The sequence below is a fragment of the Ensifer sp. ENS10 genome, assembly GCF_014852025.1.
Taxonomy (GTDB): Bacteria; Pseudomonadota; Alphaproteobacteria; order Rhizobiales; family Rhizobiaceae; genus Ensifer.
In genome coordinates, this window is the sequence record NZ_JACVAS010000007.1 from 83116 (window position 1) to 104281 (window position 21166).

Here is a 21166-nt window from a genome sequence, read left to right on the forward strand (position 1 = left end):
GCGGGAGGCACCATGCATCAGATCGACAAGATTGACCGTAGAATTCTCAACATTCTCCAGGCGGATGGGCGCATCACCAATCTGGAGCTTGCCGATCGCATCGGCCTGTCGCCGACGGCGACCAGCGAGCGACTGCGCCGGCTGTTGAAGGAAGGCTACGTCTCGGGCTTCGGCGCACGGCTTGACCCGCACAAGCTCGGCTTCGGCCTGCTGGTTTTCATCGAGGTCATGCTCGACAAGACGACGCCCGACGTCTTCGACCAGTTCGCCGCCGCCGTCAAACAGGCGCCGGCCGTGCTCGAATGTCACATGGTGGCGGGGGGCTTCGACTATCTGATCAAGACCCGGTTCGAGGACATGGCGGCCTACCGCAACTTCCTCGGCCAGGTGCTCTGGACGCTTCCGGGCGTCAAGGAGACCCGAACTTACGCAGTGATGGAAGAGATCAAGAACGACGGACCGCTGCCGCTCGTTTGAGCCTCCTGCCGCAGTCAGAAAAACGGCCCGGAACCCCATCGGATTCCGGGCCGTTCCATTTCAGTTTAGGCAGCGTCCTGCAGCGACGCCATATCGATCACGAAGCGATAGCGCACGTCGCTCTTGACGACGCGTTCATAGGCTTCGTTGATCTGTTGGATCCGGATCGTTTCGATTTCCGAGACGATATTGTGCTCGCCGCAGAAGTCGAGCATCTCCTGGGTTTCCTTGATCGAGCCGATCATCGAACCGGAAATGCTCCGGCGGGCGGGCACCAGCGAGAAAGCATGTACCGGCACCGCATTCTCAGGAATGCCGACCAGCACGAAATCGCCGTCGACCTTCAGAAGGTTGACGTAGGCATTCCAGTCGATCTCGGCGGCCACCGTGCAGATGATCAGATCGAACGTGCCTGCCAGTGCCGTGAAGGTCTCCGGATCGTTGGTGGCGTAGTAGCGATCGGCGCCGAGCTTCAGCCCGTCTTCCTTCTTGGAAAGCGTCTGGCTGAGAACGGTCACCTCCGCGCCCATGGCGTGCGCCAGCTTGACGCCCATGTGGCCGAGGCCGCCCATGCCGACGATCGCGACCTTCTTGCCGGGACCGGCCTTCCAGTGGCGCAGCGGCGAATAAAGCGTGATGCCGGCGCAAAGCAGCGGTGCTGCGGCGTCGAGCGGCAGGTTCTCCGGGATCGACAGCACATAGCCTTCCTTGACGACGATACTGTCGGAATAGCCGCCCTGGGTCGGCGTCTTACCGTCGGCTTCCACGCCGTTATAGGTCACGATCAGACCGGGCATGTAATGTTCCAGATCCACATCGCGCGTGGCGCAGGTGGTGCAGGAATCGACGAAGCAGCCGACGCCGGCGCGGTCACCGACTTTGAACTTGGTGACCTTGGAGCCAACCGCCGTCACGATGCCGACGATCTCGTGGCCGGGAACCATCGGGAAGGCCGAATTGCCCCATTCGTTGCGGGCCTGGTGGATGTCGGAGTGGCAGACGCCGCAATATTTGATCTCGATCACCACGTCGTCGTCGCGCGGTTCGCGGCGCTCGAAGGTGAAGGGCGTCAGCGGCTTCGACGCATCGGTCGCCGCATATCCTCTTGCAATGGCCATCAGTCTGTCCTCATTTTGGGAAAGGGTGCAGGTCCGGAGGGAACCCGGCCTGACGCACCTCGAACTATGGGGGCGCAGACACGGTGAGCGTTAGAGCGATCCTGCAAAATTCTTGCACGATCCTACAAGATTGACAGTGAGATCCTGGAGATGGCACGTCGATGCCCTACCTGAGCGTTGCCTCACACAATGCTAAGCCGCTGGAAAGACCGCAGATTATGACAGCCACAAGACAGACTGCCCGCCACCAGATGATCGATGTCATTGCCCGGTTTGCCGAGCGGGACGGCGACCACCTGACCGGGATTTCCGGCCTGACCCTGCATCGCCATGGCGGCGACGCTCCGGTCAATTGCTCGGCCTATCGGCCAAGCCTGGCAATCATCGTGCAAGGGGCCAAACGTGTGGTTCTCGGCGACGAGACACTGATCTACGGCGCGTCGGACTATCTGCTGACGTCAATCGACCTGCCCGTTCTCTCCCAGGTCTGCAAGGCCTCCGCAGAAGAACCTTATCTCAGCATGGCCTTCACGCTCGATCCCGGCAAGATCCAGGCGCTGCTTGCGTCCTTGTCGCAATTGCCGCAGCCGGCCGCTTCGGCGCGCGGCATGAGCGTCAGCAAGATCACTGTCGATCTCGAAGACGCGGCCCTGCGCCTGCTGCGCCTGCTCGAACGGCCGGACGATATCCCCGCCCTCTTGCCACTGATCGAACAGGAGATCCTCTACCGGCTTTTGACCGGCCCGCACGGCCACCGCCTGCGGCAGATGGCGACGACCGACAGCCAGCCTCATCAGGTCGGCCGCGCCGTCGCCTGGCTGAAAGAGCACTATTCGCGGCCGCTGCGGATCGACGATCTCGCCAACCGTGTCTCCATGAGCGTGTCGTCGCTGCACCATCATTTTAAGGCGATCACCGCGATGAGCCCGCTGCAATACCAGAAGCAGCTCCGGCTGCAGGAGGCGCGACGGCTGATGCTGGAGGAGCAGCTCGACGCCGGCGACGCCGGCCATCAGGTGGGCTACGAAAGCCAGTCGCAGTTCAGCCGCGAGTATGCCCGCCACTTCGGCGAGCCACCGATGCGCGACATCGGCCGGGTGCGCCGCTCGCTGCTCGAACGGCTGGCTCCGCAGGCGGAGATGTTGAGCGAGGGCTGAGGAGCACGCCTCAACTCCGCTCGATATCCCTTCGCAGCACGATCGACGTCGTCAAATCCTCGACATTGTCCATCGTCGCCACCTCGTTGCGCAACTCGTTGAGCGCATTGATCGAGCCGACCTCGACCTCGACGACGAGATCGAGCTGGCCGCTGACGGATGACACCTTGCGCACCGAGGAAAAGCCGGCGAGCCGGTCGAGCACGCCGATCGACGGCGTGCGCTTCAAAGTCACCAGCAGGAAAGCCTGGATCGTGCCCTCCTCCAATTGCCCGATATCGGCGCGATAGCCGCGAATGACACCGGCCTTTTCAAGCCGGCTGACCCGCTCGGTGGTCGCACTTCTGGAGAGGCCGATGCGGCCCGCCAGCGACTTCATCGGGATGCGCGCCTCTTGCGACAGGATGCTGAGGATCGTGCGGTCGATCGCGTCTATGTCCTGCATCTCTGCTCCTCCGCGGTCCGCCGACAAGATGACGGTTATTATAAACATAGTGCCGGTGCAACCGGCATATTGCCGGATGCATCACGGCACGGCTCATGTAACTCTCGCCGACAGATGAGGGTCCCCATGAACGATATGCTGACGACGACGCCTGACTTTTCGACCGATGCGGCAGCGGCGCTGCTGAAGGAGCACTATGGCCTCGAAGGCTTGCTCTCGCTGCTTGCCAGCGAACGCGACCAGAACTTCAAGGTCGAGACAAAGGGTGGCGACACCTACATCCTCAAGATCATCAACGGTGCCGAACCCGCAGTCGAAAGCGATTTCCAGACGGCGCTACTCGGCCACGTCGGAGCCCATGCCGTCGATCTGCCGGTGCCGCATATCCGCCCGACGCTTAAAGGCGCGAGCCTCGGTTCGACCACGAGTGCGCGCGGCGTCACCCACAGCCTGCGCCTCGTCAGCTGGGTCGAGGGCCTGCCGCTTGCCGAGACGGGGCGCAGCGACGCAGCACTTCAGTCGCTCGGGCAGATGCTCGGCCGCTTCGACGCATCGCTTAAAGGCTTCATGCATCCGGGGGCGCTGCGCGATCTCGACTGGGACATCCGTCACGCCGGCCGCTCGGCCGACCGGCTGCACCACGTCGCCTCCGCTGAAGACCGCGCTTTGCTCGAGCGGTTCCTCACCCGCTTCGAAAAATCCGTCGCGCCGCGGCTCGCGACCCTTCGCGCCGCCGTCATTCACAACGACGCCAACGACTGGAACGTGCTGGTCGCCAAGGCCGACCACGACCAGATCTCCGGCCTGATCGATTTCGGTGATGCACTGCACGCGCCCGTCATTGCCGAAGTGGCGATCGCCGCCGCCTATGCCGGGCTCGATCATCCCGATCCGATCGGCGCCGCCGCTGCAATCGTCCGCGGCTTCCATCAGGAATATCCGCTGGCGGAAGAAGAGGTCGACCTTCTGTTCGATCTCATCGCCATGCGCCTCGTCACTTCAGTCACCATCTCGGCCTCGCGCCGGGCTCACACCGACGACAACCCCTATCTCGCGATCAGCGAGCGGCCGGCCTGGACGCTGCTGCGCAAGCTCGACCGGATGAACCCGCGTTTCGCCACCGCCATCCTGCGCAAGGCCTGCGGCTTCGAAGCAAGCCCCGGCGCCAGCCGCGTCACCACCTGGATCAACGCCAACCGCAAGACGTTGAAGCCCTTGCTCGCGCGCCCGGCTGCGACCTACCCGGCGGCGCTCGTGCCCTATGGCGACCCCTTACATCCGATGACCGTGAAATCGGCCGGTGAACAGCCGGACGAAGCCCAGGCGATCTGGGAAGTCTATTGCCGCGAGCATGGCGTTGAACTCGGCATCGGTCCCTTCGGCGAGGAGCGCACCGTCTATGCCGGCGAGATGTTCGTCTCGCGCTTCATCGACCACACCCGCCGCACCCGCCATCTCGGCCTCGACCTGTTCATGGCCGCCGGCACCAAACTCTATACCCCCCTTGCCGCCACCGTCGTCAGCGTCGAGATCGAAGAAGATCCGCTGGGCTATGGCTGCCTGATCGCGCTTCGCCACGAGCCCGACGGCTGCCCGCCCTTCGTCACACTCTGGGGTCACCTGGCACATGAAGCGGTGGGACGGATCAGGGCCGGCGACCAGCTTGAGGCCGGGGCGCTCGTCGGCGAAATGGGGGCTCCAAAGGAAAACGGCGGCTGGGCGCCGCATCTGCATCTGCAGCTTTCGACCGACACCAGCCTGACCGCGACCGAGATCCTCGGCGTCGGCGAGCCGCAGTTTCTCGACGTCTGGGCCGAACTGTTTCCGGATGCCCGCACCTTTGCCGGCATCGCGGAAGAGTTCTACGAGAAGAAGGGCCGCTCGCACGAAGAGATCGTCAGGCGGCGCAAGGAACTGCTGCTGCCGAACCTCTCGATCTCCTACGACAAGCCGATCAAGTTCGTGCGCGGCGAAGGCGTCTGGCTGATCGACGACAGCGGCCGCGCCTATCTCGACTGCTTCAACAATGTCTGCCACATCGGCCACGCCCATCCGGCGGTGGTCGAGGCGATGGCGAAGCAGGCGGCGATCCTCAACACCAATACGCGCTACCTGCACGACAACATCGTCGCCTATGCCGAGCGGCTCACCGCGACGCTGCCGAAAGAGTTGACGGTTGCCGGCTTCGTAAACAGCGGCTCGGAGGCGAACAGCCTGGCCCTGCGGCTGATGCGCGCCCATACCGGCCGCGAGAACGCGATCACGCTCGACTGGTCCTATCACGGCACGACACAGGAACTGATCGACATCAGCCCCTACAAGTTCCGCCGCAAGGGCGGCAAGGGTCCGAAGCCGCATGTCCATGTGGCGACCATTCCCGACAGCTACCATGCACCCGCCGACTGGCCGGTCGAGGAACACGGCAAACGTTTTGCCGAAAGCGTCGCCGAACTCATCGCGACGATGAAGGCCAAGGGCGAAGGCCCGGGCTTCTTCATTGCGGAATCGATCCCGAGTGTCGCCGGCCAGGTGTTCCTGCCTGAAGGTTATCTGAAGGAAGTCTATCGGCTCGTGCGCGAGGCGGGCGGCGTCTGCATTGCCGACGAGGTGCAGGTCGGTTTCGGCCGCGTCGGCAGCCATTGGTGGGCCTTCGAGATGCAAGGGGTCGTGCCCGATATCGTCACCATGGGCAAGCCGATCGGCGACGGTCATCCGCTGGCGGCGGTCGTGACGACCCGCGAAGTCACCGACAGCTTCAACAACGGCATGGAGTATTTCAACACCTTCGGCGGCAACCCGGTCTCCTGCGCCGTCGGTCTCGCGGTGCTCGACGTGATCGAGGGTCGGGATCTGCGCGGCAACGCCCTTTCGATCGGCAACTATCTGATCGACGCCTTCCGCGCCATGCAGGCCCGCTACGAGGTGATCGGCGACGTGCGCGGCATGGGCCTGTTCCTCGGTATCGAGCTTGTGACCGATCGCAAGACCAAGGCACCGGCGACCGAGTTTGCCCGGGCCGTTTCCAACGGTGCGCGCCGCCGGGGCGTGCTGATGGGCACCGAAGGTCCGCATGACAACATCCTGAAAATGCGCCCGCCGATGATCTTCTCGAAACGCGATGCCGATCATTTGATCGCCGTGCTCGAAGAGACTTTCGCAGACGTATCGAAAACGTTCGGCTAAGGCCGGGCGCAATACCGCCGAAACCAGAACCAATCGGCCGGGATGCGACGCGCATCCCGGCGGCGAAGACGCATGCCCTAAAAACATGAAAAAGAGGAGAACAGGACAATGAAACTTGAAGTTCTAGCACTGGCGAGCGCGGCGTTTCTCGCCGGCACCGCCGCCAACGCCGGCATGCTCGATGTTATCAAGGAGCGCGGCGAACTTCGCTGCGGCGTCAGCCAGGGCGTGCTCGGCTTTTCCGCCCCCAACGACAAGGGTGAATGGACCGGCTTCGACATCGATTTCTGCCGCGCAGTCGCAGCCGTTGCCCTCGGCAATCCCGACAAGGTGAAATACGTACCGCTCTCGACCAAGGAGCGCTTCACCGCCCTGCAGTCGGGCGAGGCCGATCTCCTCTCGCGCCAAACCACCTGGACCCTGTCGCGTGACACCGATCTCGGCATGAGCTTCGTCGGCGTCAACTACTATGACGGCCAGGCCTTCATGGTGCGCAACGATCTCGGCGTGAAGAGCGTCAAGGAACTCTCGGGCGCCTCCGTCTGCACCGAGACCGGCACCACGACCGAGCAGAACATGGCCGACTATTTCGGCGCCAACAACATCCAGTACCAGGTGGTCGCCTTCGAAAAGGCCGACCAGACGATCCAGGCGTTCAACACCGCACGCTGCGACGTCTATTCGACCGATGCCTCGGCGCTCTACGCCCAGCGCCTGACGCTCAACGATCCGGATCGTTTCGTCGTGCTGCCAGAAGTGATCTCCAAGGAGCCGCTCGGCCCGGCCGTCCGCCAGGGCGACGATCAGTGGTTCAAGATCGTGCGCTGGACACTGTTTGCGCTGACCGAGGCCGAAGAACTCGGCATCACCAAGGACAATGCCGCCAAGCTTCTCGAAAGCGGCACGACCGGCCAGAAGCGTTTCCTCGGCATCGAAAACGAAGCCGGCAAGTCGCTCGGCCTTGATCCGAAGTGGGCCTATCAGGCGGTCTCCGCCGTCGGCAACTATGGCGAGGTCTTCGAGCGCCACCTCGGCAAGGACAGCCCGCTGAAGATCGAGCGCGGCCTCAACAAACTCTGGAGCCAGGGCGGCCTGATGTACGCCCCGCCGGCACGCTGATCCCCCCAGCAATTCCGGCAAAGGTCTCCGTTCGGAATTGCTCGACCAAGGAAAAGCGCCAACGAAAACGCCGCGGCCCTCCCCGCGGCGTTTTCGTTTTGAGAAGGTGCCAGCCAGCCTACCAGCCTTCCTCCAGCACCCGCGCCAGCATGTCAGCGAAAAAGTCGGCGCTCTCCCGGCTCAGGCAGAGCGGCGGCTTGATCTTCAGCACGTTCAGGTGATCGCCCGTCGGCTGCATGATGACGCCGAGATCGAGCAGGCGGTCGCAGATCGCCACCGTCTCCTCCGTCGCCGGCAACAGGCTCTCCCGGTCGCGCACGAATTCGACGCCGAGATAGAGCCCCATGCCGTGCACCGCGCCGATCAGCGGAAAGCGTTCACCCAGCGCTTCGAGCCGCGCCTTCAGATAACCGCCGACGACACGCGCATTCTCCGGCAATCGTTCTTCCGTCAGGATATCGAGCACGGTCTGGCCGACGACCGAGCTGACGGGACTGCCGCCGGCGGATGAGAAGAAATACCCTTCCTTCTCCAGCGCGTCGGCAATCTCGCGCCGCGTGATGACGGCGCCGAGCGGGTGGCCGTTGCCCATACCCTTGGCGACGGTGATGATGTCAGGCACGACACCCTGCTCTTCGAAGCCCCAGAAATAGTCGCCGAGACGGCCATAACCGACCTGCACCTCGTCGGCGATGCAGACACCGCCGCGCGACCGCACCATGGCATAGACTGCGTCGAGATAGCCCTTCGGCAGGGGAATGCCGCCGGCATTGCCGTAGACTGGTTCGCAAATGAATCCGGCAAGCTTCTCGTCCGCGGCGTCCAGTTCGGTAAGCTTCTTGACGACGGAGCGGACATAGCTGTCCGCCGTATCGGCGCCACGGAACTCGCCGCGATAGGTGTTGGGCGCCGGCACCGGATGCACCCAGCCAGGGCGGGTCTCCAGCGCCTGCGGATTGTCGGCGATCGAGGTGGAGATCGCGTCACTGGCGACGGTCCAGCCATGATAGGCTTCGAGCAGGGTCACGACATTACGCGCACCGGAATAGGCCCAGGCGAGCCTGAGCGCCAGGTCGTTCGCCTCCGAGCCGCTATTGACCAGGAACACCGTGTCGAGCCCGTCAGGCGCAAGCGCCGCCAGCCGCGTCGAGAACTCGGCGACGGAGGCATAGTGGAAGCGCGAATTGGTGTTGAGCAGCGACCATTGCCGCCCGACGGCGGACGCCAGTCGGGGGTGCCCGTGGCCGAGGATGGTCACGTTGTTGACCATGTCGAGATAGCTGCGGCCCTCGACATCGAACAGATATTCCTTCCAGCCGCGCTCGATCTGCGGCGGGTGCTTGTAGTAGTTCTTCTGCGGCTTGGCGAAGTGCTGCTGTCGTCGGCTTAGCAACGCTTCGCTGTGCAGTTCCGGCGCATCGCATTCGAAGCCGAGGACGCCGGCCGGTGACGGGCACAGATGCTTCCAGGCCTCTGCCTGATGCGGCATGGCAAAGAGCGGCGGAACGAGGCCATGCTCGCGGCAAAGCTGGACGCGGATCAGGCCATAGGACTGCTGTTCGCCGGAGACGACGCCCAGCACCGCGCCGGCGGCGGCCGTCTCCTCAAGATCGCCGCTGACTTCCACCCCTTCAAGGAAAAGACTCCCCTCGGCTCCCTCCAGAACCAGCAGCCCGTCCTGCCGGATGACGCGCCCCGCAAACGGGGCAACGATCTCGCGGCCCGCTTCCAGGCAGATGTCGACATGCAGCGCCAGCGTCGCGTCGGGCTTCGGCGAACGCAGTTGCGTCTCGGTCATCCGGTACTCGCCGTAGCGCGTGGTCGCGACACCGATCGCGTGCGCCGCGTGCTGCAACAGCGAAATCGGCAGCCCCTGGTGCTGCCAGCGCTCCTCCGGCAACAGCGGGCTCAGGATCGACAGGTCGATCTGGCGCACGTCGGTCGGCCCGAGCCCCTGGATCAGGCTCTCCCCGGTCACCGGCTGCGATGCCGGCGCAAGCCCCGCCGCCGCCAGGATGGCGTGCTCCATCAGCGCCGAAGGGACCGAAGTCGCCACGTCGAAGATCTCCCGCTCATGCGCGGCATTGCCCTCGACGTAAGTGTTGTCAGGTTCGCGCGAAAGCTGGTGCTCTGAGCTTGCGACCAGCACGGCGGCGCGGGCGACGATCAGCGGCCAGAGCGCCTTCAGCTCCACCTCGGTCAGCGGGCACGCGGCGTGAAACGCCATGACCGCCGGCAGGATGAACCAGGGGTCGCCGTCAGCATGATGCAGCAAAGAGGCGCAGGTCACGGCAAGCTCGGCGACCAGCCACCCCTTGAGGATATCGCCGAAATCGATGACTCCGTCAGGGATCGGCCGGCCGGATGCATCGGGCTGGCTCACCACATTGTCGTCTGTGACATCATGATGGATCGCCTGGATGCGCAGTTCCGCCGTGATGGGCTGCAGACGCCGCATGGCTCCGACCATGATCTCGGCGATCCGCTTCTTGCGCTGCTGGTCCGGCATGTCGGCGAGAAGATGAAGCACGACGGGACCGGCGCGGCGCAGGTCCCATTGCAGTTCCCGTTCAAGCCCGGGATGTTCGAAGTCCTGCAGCGCCGCGGCCAGCCGCCCGGCCAGCGCGCCGAGCGCGGAAACGGCTTCACGCGAGAGATGCTTGCGCCGGGTCAGCGGCTCGCCATCGAGAAAATTCAGCAGGCGAATCCGGTAGTCCTGGTCGCGGACGGCAACGCTCTCGATCGCCTCGCCCTTGAGCGAGGGCACCACTTCCGCAACACGCGCCAAAGTCAGACGCTCGGAAAGATGCCGCAAGGCCGCATTCTGGGCCTCCAGTTCGAGCGCCCCATATTCCGCGCGGCAGATCTTCAGCACATAGCGTCGCTCGCCGGTATCGATGCGATAGTTGCGGTCCTGCTGGCTGCCGAGTTCGCTGATCGTGCCTGAGAGACCGTAGTGCTCCGCCAGCAACGCCTGCGCCTCCTCGGCACTGACATCGGGCCTGGGCAACTCGGTGCGAAGCTTCAGCGCGTCCTCAACCATGGTCTCGTCATCCTCCCACTCGGCGGTCGATCCTCCGAATCGACCGGAATATTGTCGAGATTAGAGCGGGATGAGGAAAAGATGTGCGGTTTTCTGCGGAAGCCCCAATCCCGATCTACTGCGACATGCCCTCAAGGCGATAGCGCGTGCCGGGATAAAGCAGGCGCGCCGTCGTCACATTGGCTGTCTCCGACCAGGTACGGCGCCGGATCATCAGGCATGGTTCGTTGCGGTCGATGCCGAGCAGCTTGCATTCCCACGGCTGCGGCGACACCGCCTCGACGATCTGTTCGGTGCGCGTGATGGGCGCGACCGCAGTCAGATAGGCGTTCGGCGTCATCGTCTGGAAATCCTGCTCCATATAACGTGGGCAGATCGCCGGATTGACGAAACGATCTTCGATCTGGATCGGCAGCCCGTTTTCCGAATGCACCATGATCGAATGGAAGACGCGCGCACCGGTCACGAGCCCGAGCGCATAGCCAATGTCCGACGGCGCGACCTCTTCCTGCATCAGCGTCATGCGCGAGGTGTGCGCGTGGCCGCGCTCGCGGATTTCGTCGGCGATATTGCGCACTTCAAGCAGCGCGGTACTGCCCTTGTGAGCCGCAACGAACGACCCTACGCCCTGAACACGGGTGATCGCGCCCTCGCTTGCCAACTCTCGAAGCGCCCGGTTGGCGGTCATGCGGCTGACGCGGAGATCGGCGACGATCTCGTTTTCCGAGGGAATGCGATGGTGAGCCGGCCACTCGCCGCTCTCGATGCGGCTGCGGATGAACTGCTTGACCGCCTCGTAGCGCGGCACCGGTCCGTCTTCGAATGCGGTCATTTCGTTCCTTCTTCCAAGCGCTGTCATCAACTCAAACCCCGCCTTTCCAGGATGCCGAACAAATCATGCGTATTCGACAATGATTCTTTTCGTTCATTTCGCGCTTGCGCGCCACCGTAAAATATCTATAGTTCCATATACAACTACGTACAGGAAAATCGCACCATGGCAACTTTTCCCGTCAACCGGCTCTTCGCCGACCATGCGCTTCTGCCGACAGGCTGGGCGCAGAATGTCGCCATTGCGCTTGACGCATCAGGCGGGATCGTCTCCATCGAGATCGATCAGTCGATCGCCGATGGCGACGAACGCGTCGCTGGTCCGCTGGTTCCCGCCGTCGCCAACCTGCATTCCCACGCCTTCCAGCGCGCGATGGCCGGCCTTGCCGAAGTGGCCGGCAGCGGCGATGACAGCTTCTGGACCTGGCGTGAGGAAATGTACCGCACCGTCGGGCTGGTAAACCCCGACGATGTCGAGGCGATCGCCGCCAAGCTCTACATGGAGATGCTGAAGGGCGGTTTCGGCCACGTCGCCGAGTTCCACTACCTGCACCATCAGGCTGATGGCAGCGCCTACGCCGATCCGGCCGAGATGTCGCTGCGTATTCTCGCCGCGGCCCGCACGACCGGCATCGGCCTCACCCATCTGCCGGTCTTTTACGCTCACGCCAATTTCGGCGGCGTCGACCCCAATCCCGGCCAGCGGCCGTTCCTGCATGATCCCGAGCGCTTCCTTTCGCTTCTGCAGCGCCTCGAGCCGCTCTGCCGCGAGGCCGGCAACACGCTCGGCTACGCCATTCATTCGCTGCGCGCCGCCACGCCTGAAGAAATGCGCACGATCCTCGACGCGGCGCCCGTAAGAGGGCCGATCCATATCCATGTTGCCGAGCAGACCAAGGAAGTCGACGACAGCCTCGCCTGGAGCGGCCGTCGCCCTGTCGAATGGCTGCTCGATGAAATGCCTGTCGACGAGCGCTGGTGCGCGATCCACGCGACGCATCTGACGGAAACCGAACGGCAGCGTCTGGCCCGCTCCGGCGCAGTTGCCGGTCTCTGCCCCGCGACCGAAGCCAATCTCGGCGACGGCATCTTCCCGGCGGTCGACTTCATGGCCGAAGGCGGCATCTTCGGCGTTGGCACCGATAGCCATGTGGCGACCAGCGTCGCCGAGGAACTGCGCCTGCTCGAATACGGCCAGCGCCTGCGCGACCGCCGCCGCAACCGGCTGGCCTCCGGCCCCGGCGCCTCGATCGGCCGGACCATCTTCGACGCTGCCCACGAGGGCGGCGCCCAGGCGGCCGGCCAGAAGACGGCGGGCATCGCTGTCGGCGCACGCGCCGATTTCGTCGTGCTCGACGGCGACAATCCCTACATCGCTGCCGCCAGCGACAACCAGATCCTCGACCGCTGGCTCTTTGCGCTCGGCGGCGAGAGCGTCCGCGACGTCATGGTCGCGGGCGAGTGGAAGATCCGGAACGGACGCCACGACCGGGAGGACGATATCGACCGCGCTTTCGCGCGGGTGCTGATGAAACTGAAATAGTACCAGAAGCCAAAATCAAAACAGGGAACAGCTTAATGTCGATCAACAAACTGAGACTCACGCTTGCCGCCACCGGCCTGATGCTTGCCGCCTCCACCGGCAGCGCCAGCGCCTCCTATTGCGGCGACGGCAAGACCGTCACCTTCGCCGGCATCGATTGGGAGAGCGGCGCCTTCATCACCGAAGTGATGAAGACCATCCTTTCCAAAGGTTACGATTGCCAGGTGGATTCGATCCCCGGCAACTCGGTGACGCTGGAACAGGCAACCGCCAACAACGACGTCCAGATCTTCGCCGAGGAATGGCTCGGCCGCTCAGACATCTGGAACAAGGCCGTCGAGGAAAAGAAGGTCGTCGCCGTCGGCAAGACCTTCGTCGGCGCCAGCGAAGGCTGGTTCGTGCCCGAATACGTGATCAAGGGCGACGCCTCCCGCAACATCGAGGCGAAAGCTCCGGACCTGAAGAGCGTCTCGCAGCTTTCCGATGCCAAGATCGTCGAACTCTTCGCCGATCCGGAAGAACCCACCAAGGGCCGCTTCCTCAATTGCCCGTCGGGCTGGACCTGCGAAGGCGTGAGCTCGGCCAAGCTCGAAGCCTACAAGCTCGGCGAAACCTATGTGAACTTCCGCCCGGGCACCGGCACCGCGCTCGATTCCGCCATCACATCCGCCTATCTCCAGGGCGAGCCGATCCTCTTCTACTACTGGTCGCCGACCGCGATCATGGGCAAGTTCAAGCTCGTCCAGCTCGAAGAGCCGGCCTATAACGAAGCGTGCTGGAAGGAGCTTTCGAGCGCCACCGGCAAGCGCGATGAGGGCTGCGCCTTCCCGTCGGTCGACGTCTCCTATGGTGTCAACAGCACGTTTGCTCAGGAAGCGCCGGAGATCGTCGCGATCCTCGAAAAGGCGACCTTCCCGCTCGAAGCCGTCAACGGCAGCCTCGCCTACATGGCCGACAACAAGGTCGACGCGACGGCAGCCGCCGCCGAATTCCTGAAGACCAAGGCCGACATCTGGGGCAAGTGGGTTTCGGACGAAGCCCGCGGCAAGATCGAAGCCAGCCTGAAGTAATCGTAACCCATCGCCGGCTCGGGCTAGTCGCTGCATCCAATGCGCGCGTAAGCCTGAGCTGGCGGTTGGCCACAATACCCGAGGCAAGCGCCGTCGGCGGCTCACCGTGTCCGCTGGCAGCCCGAGCAAGGAACGCGTCCGATGTTTCCGGATTCTCTCAATCTCTCCATTCGCGGACCCGTGAATGATTTCATCCAGGCGCTGGTCAGCGGCTATGGCTGGGTCTTCAAGGCGATCAGCGCCGTCATTCTGAAAGCCGTTCTGTTCATTGAATGGATCCTGCGCGGCCTGCCGTGGTGGGTCGTCATCCTCATTTTCATGGCGCTCGCCTGGCAGAGCTCCAAGCGCTGGGGCCTGACGATCGTCGTCGGCGTCCTTCTGTTCTTCGTCGGTGTGCTCGGCCTCTGGGACCTGACGATGCAGACGCTGGCGCTGATGCTGATGGCGACGATCGTCTCGGTCGTCATCGGCGTGCCCATGGGCATTCTCGTCGCCAAGAGCCGGGTGGTGCGCAACATCACCCTGCCGGTGCTCGACGTCATGCAGACGATGCCGAGCTTCGTCTACCTGATCCCGGCGCTGATGCTCTTCGGCCTCGGCAAGGTTCCAGCGATCCTCGCCACCATCATCTACGCCGTGCCGCCGCTCATTCGCCTTACCGATCTCGGCATCCGCCAGGTTGACCACGAAGTGGTGGAAGCGGCGACCGCCTTTGGCGGCAGCCCCAACCAGATCCTCTTCGGCGTCGAGCTGCCGCTCGCCACGCCGACGATCATGGCCGGCCTCAACCAGACGATCATGATGGCGCTGTCGATGGTGGTCGTCGCCTCGATGATCGGCGCCCGCGGCCTCGGCGAGCAGGTGCTGAACGGCATCCAGACGCTCGACGTCGGCAAGGGCCTGGAAGCCGGCATCGGCATCGTCATTCTCGCGATCGTACTCGACCGCATCACACAAGGCTTCGGCAAGAGCCAGACGGAGGATCCCCGCAATGGCTGATATCGAGATCCGCAACGTCTACAAGATCTTCGGACAGGACTCCAAGGCCGCGCTCGCCATGGCCAAGGAAGGGCTCAACAAGTCCGAAATCCTCGCCCGCTCCGGCTGCAGCGTCGGCCTCAACAATGTCAGCCTGACGATCGGCGCCGGCAAGATCTTCGTGATCATGGGGCTTTCGGGCTCCGGCAAGTCGACGCTGGTGCGCCACATCAACCGGCTGATCGAACCGACCAGCGGCGAGGTGATGTTCGACGGCAGCAATATCCTGACGCTGGACGCCAAGGCGCTGCGCACCTTCCGCATGCACCGCGTCAGCATGGTGTTCCAGAGTTTTGCGCTGATGCCGCACCGCACCGTGCTGCAGAACGTCGTCTACGGTCAGCGCGTGCGCGGCCTGCCCAAGGCCGAGGCCCGCGACATCGGCATGAAGTGGATCGAGACGGTCGGTCTTGCCGGCTACGACGCCAAATTCCCACACCAGCTTTCGGGCGGCATGAAACAGCGCGTTGGTCTTGCCCGTGCGCTCGCCGCCGATACCGACGTGATCCTGATGGACGAGGCCTTCTCGGCCCTCGACCCGCTGATCCGCGCCGACATGCAGGACCAGCTGCTGCAACTGCAGCAGAACCTGTCGAAGACAATCGTCTTCATCACCCACGATCTCGACGAGGCGCTGCGCATCGGTTCGGAAATCGCCATCCTCAAGGACGGACAGGTAGTGCAGGTCGGCACGCCGGACGATATTCTCGAGCGGCCGGCCAATGACTATGTTGCCCGGTTCGTGCAACGCCGACAGGGACGGCCGGAAGCCCATGACTGAGAGCATAATCCTCGACGCGCCTTTGACGTGGCAGGTAATCGCGGCGGTCGCCAATGGCGCACCGCTCGCGCTTTCCGATGCCGCGCGTCGGCGCATCGTCAATGCGCGCCGCATTGTCGATGCGCTGGTCGAGCGCGGTATCCGCGGTTACGGCATCAACACCGGCGTCGGCGCACTCTGCGATGTCATCATCGACCGCGAGAACCAGCAGGCACTGTCGCGCAACATCATCCTCAGCCACGCCTGCGGCGTCGGGGACCCGCTTCCCCGCCCGGAAGCGCGCGCGGTCATGGCCGCCCAGATCGCCAACTTCGCCCACGGCTATTCCGGCGTGCGCATCGAAACTGTCGAGGCGCTTTTGGGTCTGCTCAACGCCAACCTCATCCCCGACATCCCCTCGCGCGGTTCGGTCGGTTATCTCACCCATGCGGCCGCAATCGGCCTCGTCCTGATCGGCCACGGAACCGTCGACGACGGCAAGGGCAAGGTCGGCGGCGACGAGGCGCTTGCCCGCATCGGTCTCAAGCCCCTCAAGCTCGAAGCCAAGGAGGGCCTGAGCCTCGTCAACGGCACCCCGTGCGCCACCGGTCTCGCGGCGCTGGCGCTTTCCCGTGCCGCCCGCCTGTTCGACTGGGCGGATGCGGCCGCCGCCATGACCTACGAAAACCTCGGCAGCCAGGCCAACGCCTTTGCCGCCGTGCCGCTTGCGCTTCGCCGCTCCAAGGGTCTCGAAGAGGTCGGCGCGTCGCTGCGCACCTATCTTGCCGATAGCCCGATGCTTGCGGAAACCGCCGGCACCCGCACGCAGGACCCCTTGAGCCTTCGCGCCGTGCCGCATGTGCATGGCGCTGCCCGCGATGTGTTGAAGCAGGTTGCCGAAGTCGTCGACCGGGAGCTTGCAAGCCTCACCGACAACCCGGCTGTCTCAGGCACGCCTGATGCGCCGGAAGTGCATTCGCAGGCCCATGCGGTTGGTGCTGCCCTCGGCCTTGCCATGGACAGCCTGGCGGTCGCGGTCGCCGAAGTCGCCGCCATCTCCGAGCGCCGCATCGACCGGCTCGTCAATCCGCTGGTGAGCCGTCTGCCGGCGTTCCTCGCCGGCGACAGCGGCGTCTCCTCGGGCTTCATGATCGCGCAGTATACGGCCGCCGCTCTTGCCGCCGAAAACCGACGCCTCGCCGCCCCCGCCAGCCTCGATGGCGGCATCACCTCGGCGCTGCAGGAAGACATCCTCACCCATGCGACGCCGGCCGCCTGGAAGGCGCTGTCGATTGCCGACAACCTCGAGACGATCCTCGCGATCGAACTGCTGGCCGCATCCCAGGCCTATGACCTCCAGCCGCGCGGCCGCGCCGCCCGCACCGACGGGCTCTACCGCCGCATCCGCACGGCGATCCCGACCTATGCCGACGACCGGCCGCTGAACGGCGATTTTGCGCGCATGCGCACGATCATCGAAGAGACGATGCCATGAAGATCCTGCGCGCGGAGAACTACAAGCGCATGCCGTGGAAGAACGGCGGCGGCGAGACGGTGGAGATCGCCGTCTTCCCGGATAACGCCTCGCTCGCCGATTTCGACTGGCGCGTAAGCATGGCGACCGTGGCCAGCGACGGCCCCTTCTCCAGCTTCCCCGGCATCGACCGCACGCTTTCGATCCTTCAGGGCAAAGGCATGCGGCTGACGATCGAAGGGCGCGAGCCCGCTTTGATGACCGGCGAGACGGCACCACTGCCTTTCCCGGCCGATGTCGCAACATCGGCAACGCTCGTGGACGGTCCGATCGTCGACCTCAACGTCATGACCCGGCGCGGCAAGCTTACGCATACGGTCCAGCGCCTGGCGATCGGCCATCCGCAGACAGTGGACGGCACAACCGACACGACCATCGTCCTTTGCCATGGCGGTGCCGTGCGCTTGGCAGCGGCAGAGGGACAAGCCGACCTCGCAGCAGGCGACACGGCGATCCTCAAAGGCTCAGCCACTGTCACGATCGAGCCGACGACCTCAGCCGTTGTGTTCGTGATCACTATCGACAAGCCGGCCGCCTGATCGGGCGCCGGCTTGCGCCAATCAACCCCGGCGCAAATGCAGCAAGGGATAGGGCCGGCCGGCATCGTCGACCGGCGAACGCCCAATCACTTCGAACCCCAGGCGCTGATAGAACCCGGCCCCAGAGGCATTCTGCTCGTTGACGTCTACCGTCAACACCGGATGCAGCGTCATCGCATGCTCGACGAGCCGCCGGCCGACGCCACTGCTGCGCGCCTCCGCGTGAACGAAGAGCGAGTCGATCTGCGCCCCGCTCATGCCCATGAAGGCGAGCGCCTGATCGTTTTCGTCAGCCGCAATCCAGAACTCGGCTGCCGGCAGATACTGGTCGCGAACCATCCTCTCAATGGCAGCGAAGTCCTCCGGCGTCAGGAAGTCGTGCGTGGCGACCACGGCGCCGCGCCAGATCTCGAAGGTGCGCGGATAATCGTCAGGACGGGAGGGGCGAATGGAAATGGTCATGCAACAATCACTTTGAAAAACGAGGCGCCGATGGGATTGCCGCGCTCAGGCCCGGGCCAAAGCAGCGCACAGGACGCCAGATGGTGAAGATGTCCGGTCCCGAATCCGATCCGGCACGACGCGCGCACTCTAGTTGAGGGCGCCCCGATCGCAAGCCGTTCGGCCAGGTGCGCTTTTCAGGCAACGACGATTAAGTTTCCAGTAACCATATCTCATGTTCCCCGGGGAACAGCGCAGCTGACGCCACACGATAGTCTCTATGTCACGGTTTCTACCGACACACGTCAACAAACGCAGGGCTTGGAGGACACGGACATGATCAAAACCGCTTTCGGCGTCAACGTCACCGTACTGGTCTTCTCGATCACCGTGATCGCCATCATGCACTTCGCCCTGTCCCAATATCGGGCGGCCGAAATCGCCGATATCAACCTGCCTGACTACTCGACCATCACTTCGTCGATCCACTACTAAGGCCCTCGTTCCGGCCGCGAAAGTCAGGCAGCGTGTCGAACTGGCTTTCCTCCGTCTGCACCTCCTTCGAGCAAAACGATCTGTAGGCGCTACCATCGATGATGGCGGCGCCTTTTTGCATCGATCAGCCGCCCCATGAACGGCCGGAGAGATTATGATAGGCAACGCCGATCGAGCGAATCGAACGCTCGAAACAGACGTCTATCAATGTTCCCAAAGGGGCCGAGGCAAATATGGCAGATCCGCAAAACGAGCTGAAGCTCAGCACCTTCAAGCTGCACGAACAGGCGGTCCGCGCATCCGTCGGCGGGAAGCAGCTGGCATTGGACGCACTCGAACTCGGCGGCGAAATCCTCGTCGTCCTGACATGGCTGGGCAACTCCGAGAAGGGCCTGCGCAAGCCGGAATATGTCCTGCCCTTGAGCGCGATCATGCACCAGAAGCTGAGCAACGATTCGGACGCGAAGTACAAATGGGCTATCGGTTCACCGCTGCCGCAGTCGCTTTTCGACGGCAGCGCGTCGAGGCAATTCAGAAGGCAGTTCGGTGTCAGAAGCGGGCCGGCACTGACGTTGCCATTGAATCCAACGCGTCATTGAGGGCGGCGTTCCCTCCCTGACAGGGCTCCGTTACATACGAAAACCACTGTATATCGCACCACGTGGCGAATGCCGTGGCCTTGCTTCAACAAGGAGAATAGAAAAGGCGGCAAGCGGCGGCCGCGCCAATCTAGCCCGAAAACTCCGCCACAGGGGGTGCGTTTTCCGCGCTGGGATTACCTATGTCTCAGGTATGGACAATTGGAGAAATGGTAGCGGAGGAGGGATTCGAACCCCCGACACAAGGATTATGATTCCTCTGCTCTAACCTACTGAGCTACTCCGCCGGGTACCGCGTCAGGGCTTCGAAGGAGAAGCCGTCTTGACTGGACGGGCGGCTTATACGGCCCGCTTCCGGGCAGTGTCAAGCCAAGTCTCCGGGAAAATGTGAAGTTTTCACAACAGCCCGGAAATCAAGGGCTTCAGGCGGCCGCAGGCGCCGAAAGAAGCACCTTCAACGCCGCTTCGGCACTCGCTTCGCGCTCCGATTTGCGAATGAAACCGCCGCCATAGACGCGTGCATCCTCGCCGACGCCGGAATAGAGCGCGCAGGCCTGGCCGGGCGCGATGCCGGCTTCGCCTTCGGCGAGCTCCACATAGATGCCCTCCTCGTCCATCGCCAGCACGGCAGGCGCCGGCTGGCGGGTGGAGCGCACCTTGGCGAAACAGTCAAAGCCGCGCGCAGCCGCCACTTCGACGTCCTCGTCGCCCAGCCAGTTGACGTCGCGCAGATAGACGCGGCGGGTTTCGAGCGCCTCCTTGGGGCCGACGATGACGCGGCGCGAGCGCGCGTCGAGATAGACCACGTAAAGCGGCTCGCCGGTGGCGATGCCGATGCCGCGGCGCTGGCCGATGGTGAAGTGCAGGATACCTTCGTGCGTGCCGAGCACGCGGCCGTCGAGATGAACGATCTCGCCGGAAAGGGCTGCATTCGGCTTCAGCTTGGAGACGATGTCGCTGTATTTGCCCTGCGGCACGAAACAGATGTCCTGGCTGTCGGCCTTCTGGGCGACGACGAGGCCCATCTCCTCGGCGAACTTGCGCGTTTCGGCCTTGGAATAGCCGCCGAGCGGAAAGCGCAGATAGTCGATCTGTTCCTGGGTCGTGGCAAACAGGAAGTAGCTCTGGTCGCGCTCGGCATCGGTCGGCCGGTAAAGCGCCCGCTGGCCGGCATAGCGCGGGCTTGGGCTCGGGCGCGAGCGGATATAGTGGCCGGTCGCCAGCGCATCGGCGCCGAGCTCCTTGGCGGTCGCAAGCAGGTCGGCGAACTTGACCGTCTGGTTGCAGGCAACGCAGGGGATCGGCGTCTCGCCGGCGATATAGCTTTCGGCAAACGGATTGATCACCGTTTCACGGAAGCGCGCTTCGTAGTCGAGCACATAGTGCGGAATGCCGAGGGTTTCGCAGACGCGGCGGGCATCGTCGATGTCCTGGCCGGCGCAGCAAGAGCCGGCGCGGTGCACGGCAGCGCCGTGATCGTAAAGCTGCAGCGTGATGCCGAGAACGTCGTAGCCCTCGCGTTTGAGCAGGCCAGCAACGACGGAACTGTCGACGCCGCCGGACATGGCGACGACGACACGCGTATCTTCGGGCTTGCGGTCAAAATCGAGACTGTTCACGGGATCCAATCCGGCCTTCGGGCGGCAATCCATGCGCCGGCCCTGTTTCACGCTTCATGCGATGCTTGGCCGAGGAACTCTCGGCTCACGGTATGCTCGGCTTCTACAGCGACCCTTGCGCGTCTGATCAGACGCGCAAGGGTCGCTGTAGCACT

The 21166-nt window shown here is 63.8% G+C and carries 18 protein-coding genes and 1 tRNA gene; 12 read left to right on the forward strand and 7 right to left on the reverse strand.

Translation table 11 applies throughout. The features are described from left to right. The first annotated feature begins 12 nt into the window (after positions 1-12). Positions 13-477: an Lrp/AsnC ligand binding domain-containing protein gene (locus IB265_RS22875; RefSeq protein ID WP_192495190.1), complete on the forward strand. Its 465-nt coding sequence runs from the start codon at positions 13-15 to the stop codon at positions 475-477. 65 nt (positions 478-542) lie between these two features. Here IB265_RS22875 and IB265_RS22880 read toward each other — a convergent pair whose 3' ends face one another. Then, entirely contained in the window at positions 543-1595 is a 1053-nt protein-coding gene (locus IB265_RS22880) for an NAD(P)-dependent alcohol dehydrogenase (RefSeq protein ID WP_058325868.1), read from the reverse strand. A gap of 218 nt (positions 1596-1813) precedes the next feature. On the opposite strand from IB265_RS22880, the gene IB265_RS22885 reads away from it, so the two are divergent. After that, positions 1814-2752, forward strand: a complete 939-nt coding sequence (locus tag IB265_RS22885; RefSeq protein WP_057254734.1) for an AraC family transcriptional regulator — start codon at positions 1814-1816, stop codon at positions 2750-2752. Positions 2753-2762: 10 nt separating this feature from the next. On the opposite strand, the gene IB265_RS22890 is transcribed toward IB265_RS22885, so the two are convergent. Beyond that, complete coding sequence (locus IB265_RS22890; protein WP_057254733.1) at positions 2763-3245, reverse strand: Lrp/AsnC family transcriptional regulator; 483 nt, start codon at positions 3243-3245, stop codon at positions 2763-2765. Positions 3246-3323: 78 nt separating this feature from the next. Between IB265_RS22890 and IB265_RS22895 the strand changes: the two genes are divergently transcribed. Both IB265_RS22895 and IB265_RS22900 read left to right on the forward strand, forming a co-directional pair. Then, positions 3324-6380: an aminotransferase class III-fold pyridoxal phosphate-dependent enzyme gene (locus IB265_RS22895; protein WP_057254732.1), complete on the forward strand. Its 3057-nt coding sequence runs from the start codon at positions 3324-3326 to the stop codon at positions 6378-6380. 108 nt (positions 6381-6488) lie between these two features. Further along, positions 6489-7499 (forward strand): amino acid ABC transporter substrate-binding protein, encoded by a 1011-nt coding sequence (locus IB265_RS22900; RefSeq protein ID WP_057254731.1) that lies wholly within the window; start codon positions 6489-6491, stop codon positions 7497-7499. A 118-nt stretch (positions 7500-7617) separates the two neighbouring features. Here the strand turns inward: IB265_RS22900 and IB265_RS22905 are convergent, their stop codons facing one another. Then, the gene (locus IB265_RS22905) at positions 7618-10542 is read right to left on the reverse strand and encodes an aminotransferase (RefSeq protein WP_057254730.1); all 2925 of its coding nucleotides are present in this window, start codon (positions 10540-10542) and stop codon (positions 7618-7620) included. Positions 10543-10657: 115 nt separating this feature from the next. Next, positions 10658-11401, reverse strand: coding sequence for a histidine utilization repressor (gene hutC / locus IB265_RS22910; RefSeq protein ID WP_057254729.1), 744 nt, complete (start codon positions 11399-11401; stop codon positions 10658-10660). A 138-nt stretch (positions 11402-11539) separates the two neighbouring features. Here hutC and hutF point away from each other — a divergent pair, with 138 nt between their 5' ends. The 6 genes from hutF (at position 11540) to IB265_RS22940 (ending at position 17857) form a co-directional block, all read left to right on the forward strand. Beyond that, the gene (gene hutF / locus IB265_RS22915) at positions 11540-12916 is read left to right on the forward strand and encodes a formimidoylglutamate deiminase (RefSeq protein ID WP_192495191.1); all 1377 of its coding nucleotides are present in this window, start codon (positions 11540-11542) and stop codon (positions 12914-12916) included. Positions 12917-12951: 35 nt separating this feature from the next. Next, on the forward strand, positions 12952-13986 hold the full coding sequence (locus tag IB265_RS22920) for an ABC transporter substrate-binding protein (RefSeq protein WP_192495192.1): 1035 nt from the start codon (positions 12952-12954) through the stop codon (positions 13984-13986). 141 nt (positions 13987-14127) lie between these two features. Then, complete coding sequence (locus IB265_RS22925; protein WP_192495193.1) at positions 14128-14985, forward strand: proline/glycine betaine ABC transporter permease; 858 nt, start codon at positions 14128-14130, stop codon at positions 14983-14985. After that, positions 14978-15805 (forward strand): glycine betaine/L-proline ABC transporter ATP-binding protein, encoded by an 828-nt coding sequence (locus IB265_RS22930; protein WP_065375301.1) that lies wholly within the window; start codon positions 14978-14980, stop codon positions 15803-15805. The genes IB265_RS22925 and IB265_RS22930 overlap by 8 nt, the downstream gene beginning before the upstream one ends. After that, positions 15798-17279: a histidine ammonia-lyase gene (gene hutH / locus IB265_RS22935; protein WP_192495194.1), complete on the forward strand. Its 1482-nt coding sequence runs from the start codon at positions 15798-15800 to the stop codon at positions 17277-17279. Before IB265_RS22930 ends, hutH begins: the two co-directional genes overlap by 8 nt. Continuing rightward, a complete protein-coding gene (locus IB265_RS22940) occupies positions 17276-17857 on the forward strand; it encodes a HutD family protein (protein WP_192495195.1) in 582 nt (193 codons plus the stop codon). Before hutH ends, IB265_RS22940 begins: the two co-directional genes overlap by 4 nt. A 21-nt stretch (positions 17858-17878) precedes the next feature. On the opposite strand, the gene IB265_RS22945 is transcribed toward IB265_RS22940, so the two are convergent. After that, complete coding sequence (locus IB265_RS22945; RefSeq protein WP_057254722.1) at positions 17879-18319, reverse strand: acetyltransferase; 441 nt, start codon at positions 18317-18319, stop codon at positions 17879-17881. A 315-nt stretch (positions 18320-18634) separates the two neighbouring features. Here IB265_RS22945 and IB265_RS22950 point away from each other — a divergent pair, with 315 nt between their 5' ends. Beyond that, positions 18635-18793, forward strand: a complete 159-nt coding sequence (locus IB265_RS22950; RefSeq protein WP_156414732.1) for a hypothetical protein — start codon at positions 18635-18637, stop codon at positions 18791-18793. Between the two features lie 233 nt (positions 18794-19026). Further along, positions 19027-19392 carry a hypothetical protein gene (locus tag IB265_RS22955; protein ID WP_057254721.1) on the forward strand — a complete coding sequence of 122 codons (366 nt, stop codon included), beginning with the start codon at positions 19027-19029 and terminating at the stop codon, positions 19390-19392. Between the two features lie 210 nt (positions 19393-19602). Here IB265_RS22955 and IB265_RS22960 read toward each other — a convergent pair. After that, positions 19603-19679: transfer RNA gene (locus IB265_RS22960), tRNA-Met, on the reverse strand. Between the two features lie 135 nt (positions 19680-19814). Beyond that, complete coding sequence (gene mnmA, locus IB265_RS22965) at positions 19815-21044, reverse strand: tRNA 2-thiouridine(34) synthase MnmA (RefSeq protein WP_058321056.1); 1230 nt, start codon at positions 21042-21044, stop codon at positions 19815-19817. Between the last annotated feature and the right edge of the window lie 122 nt (positions 21045-21166).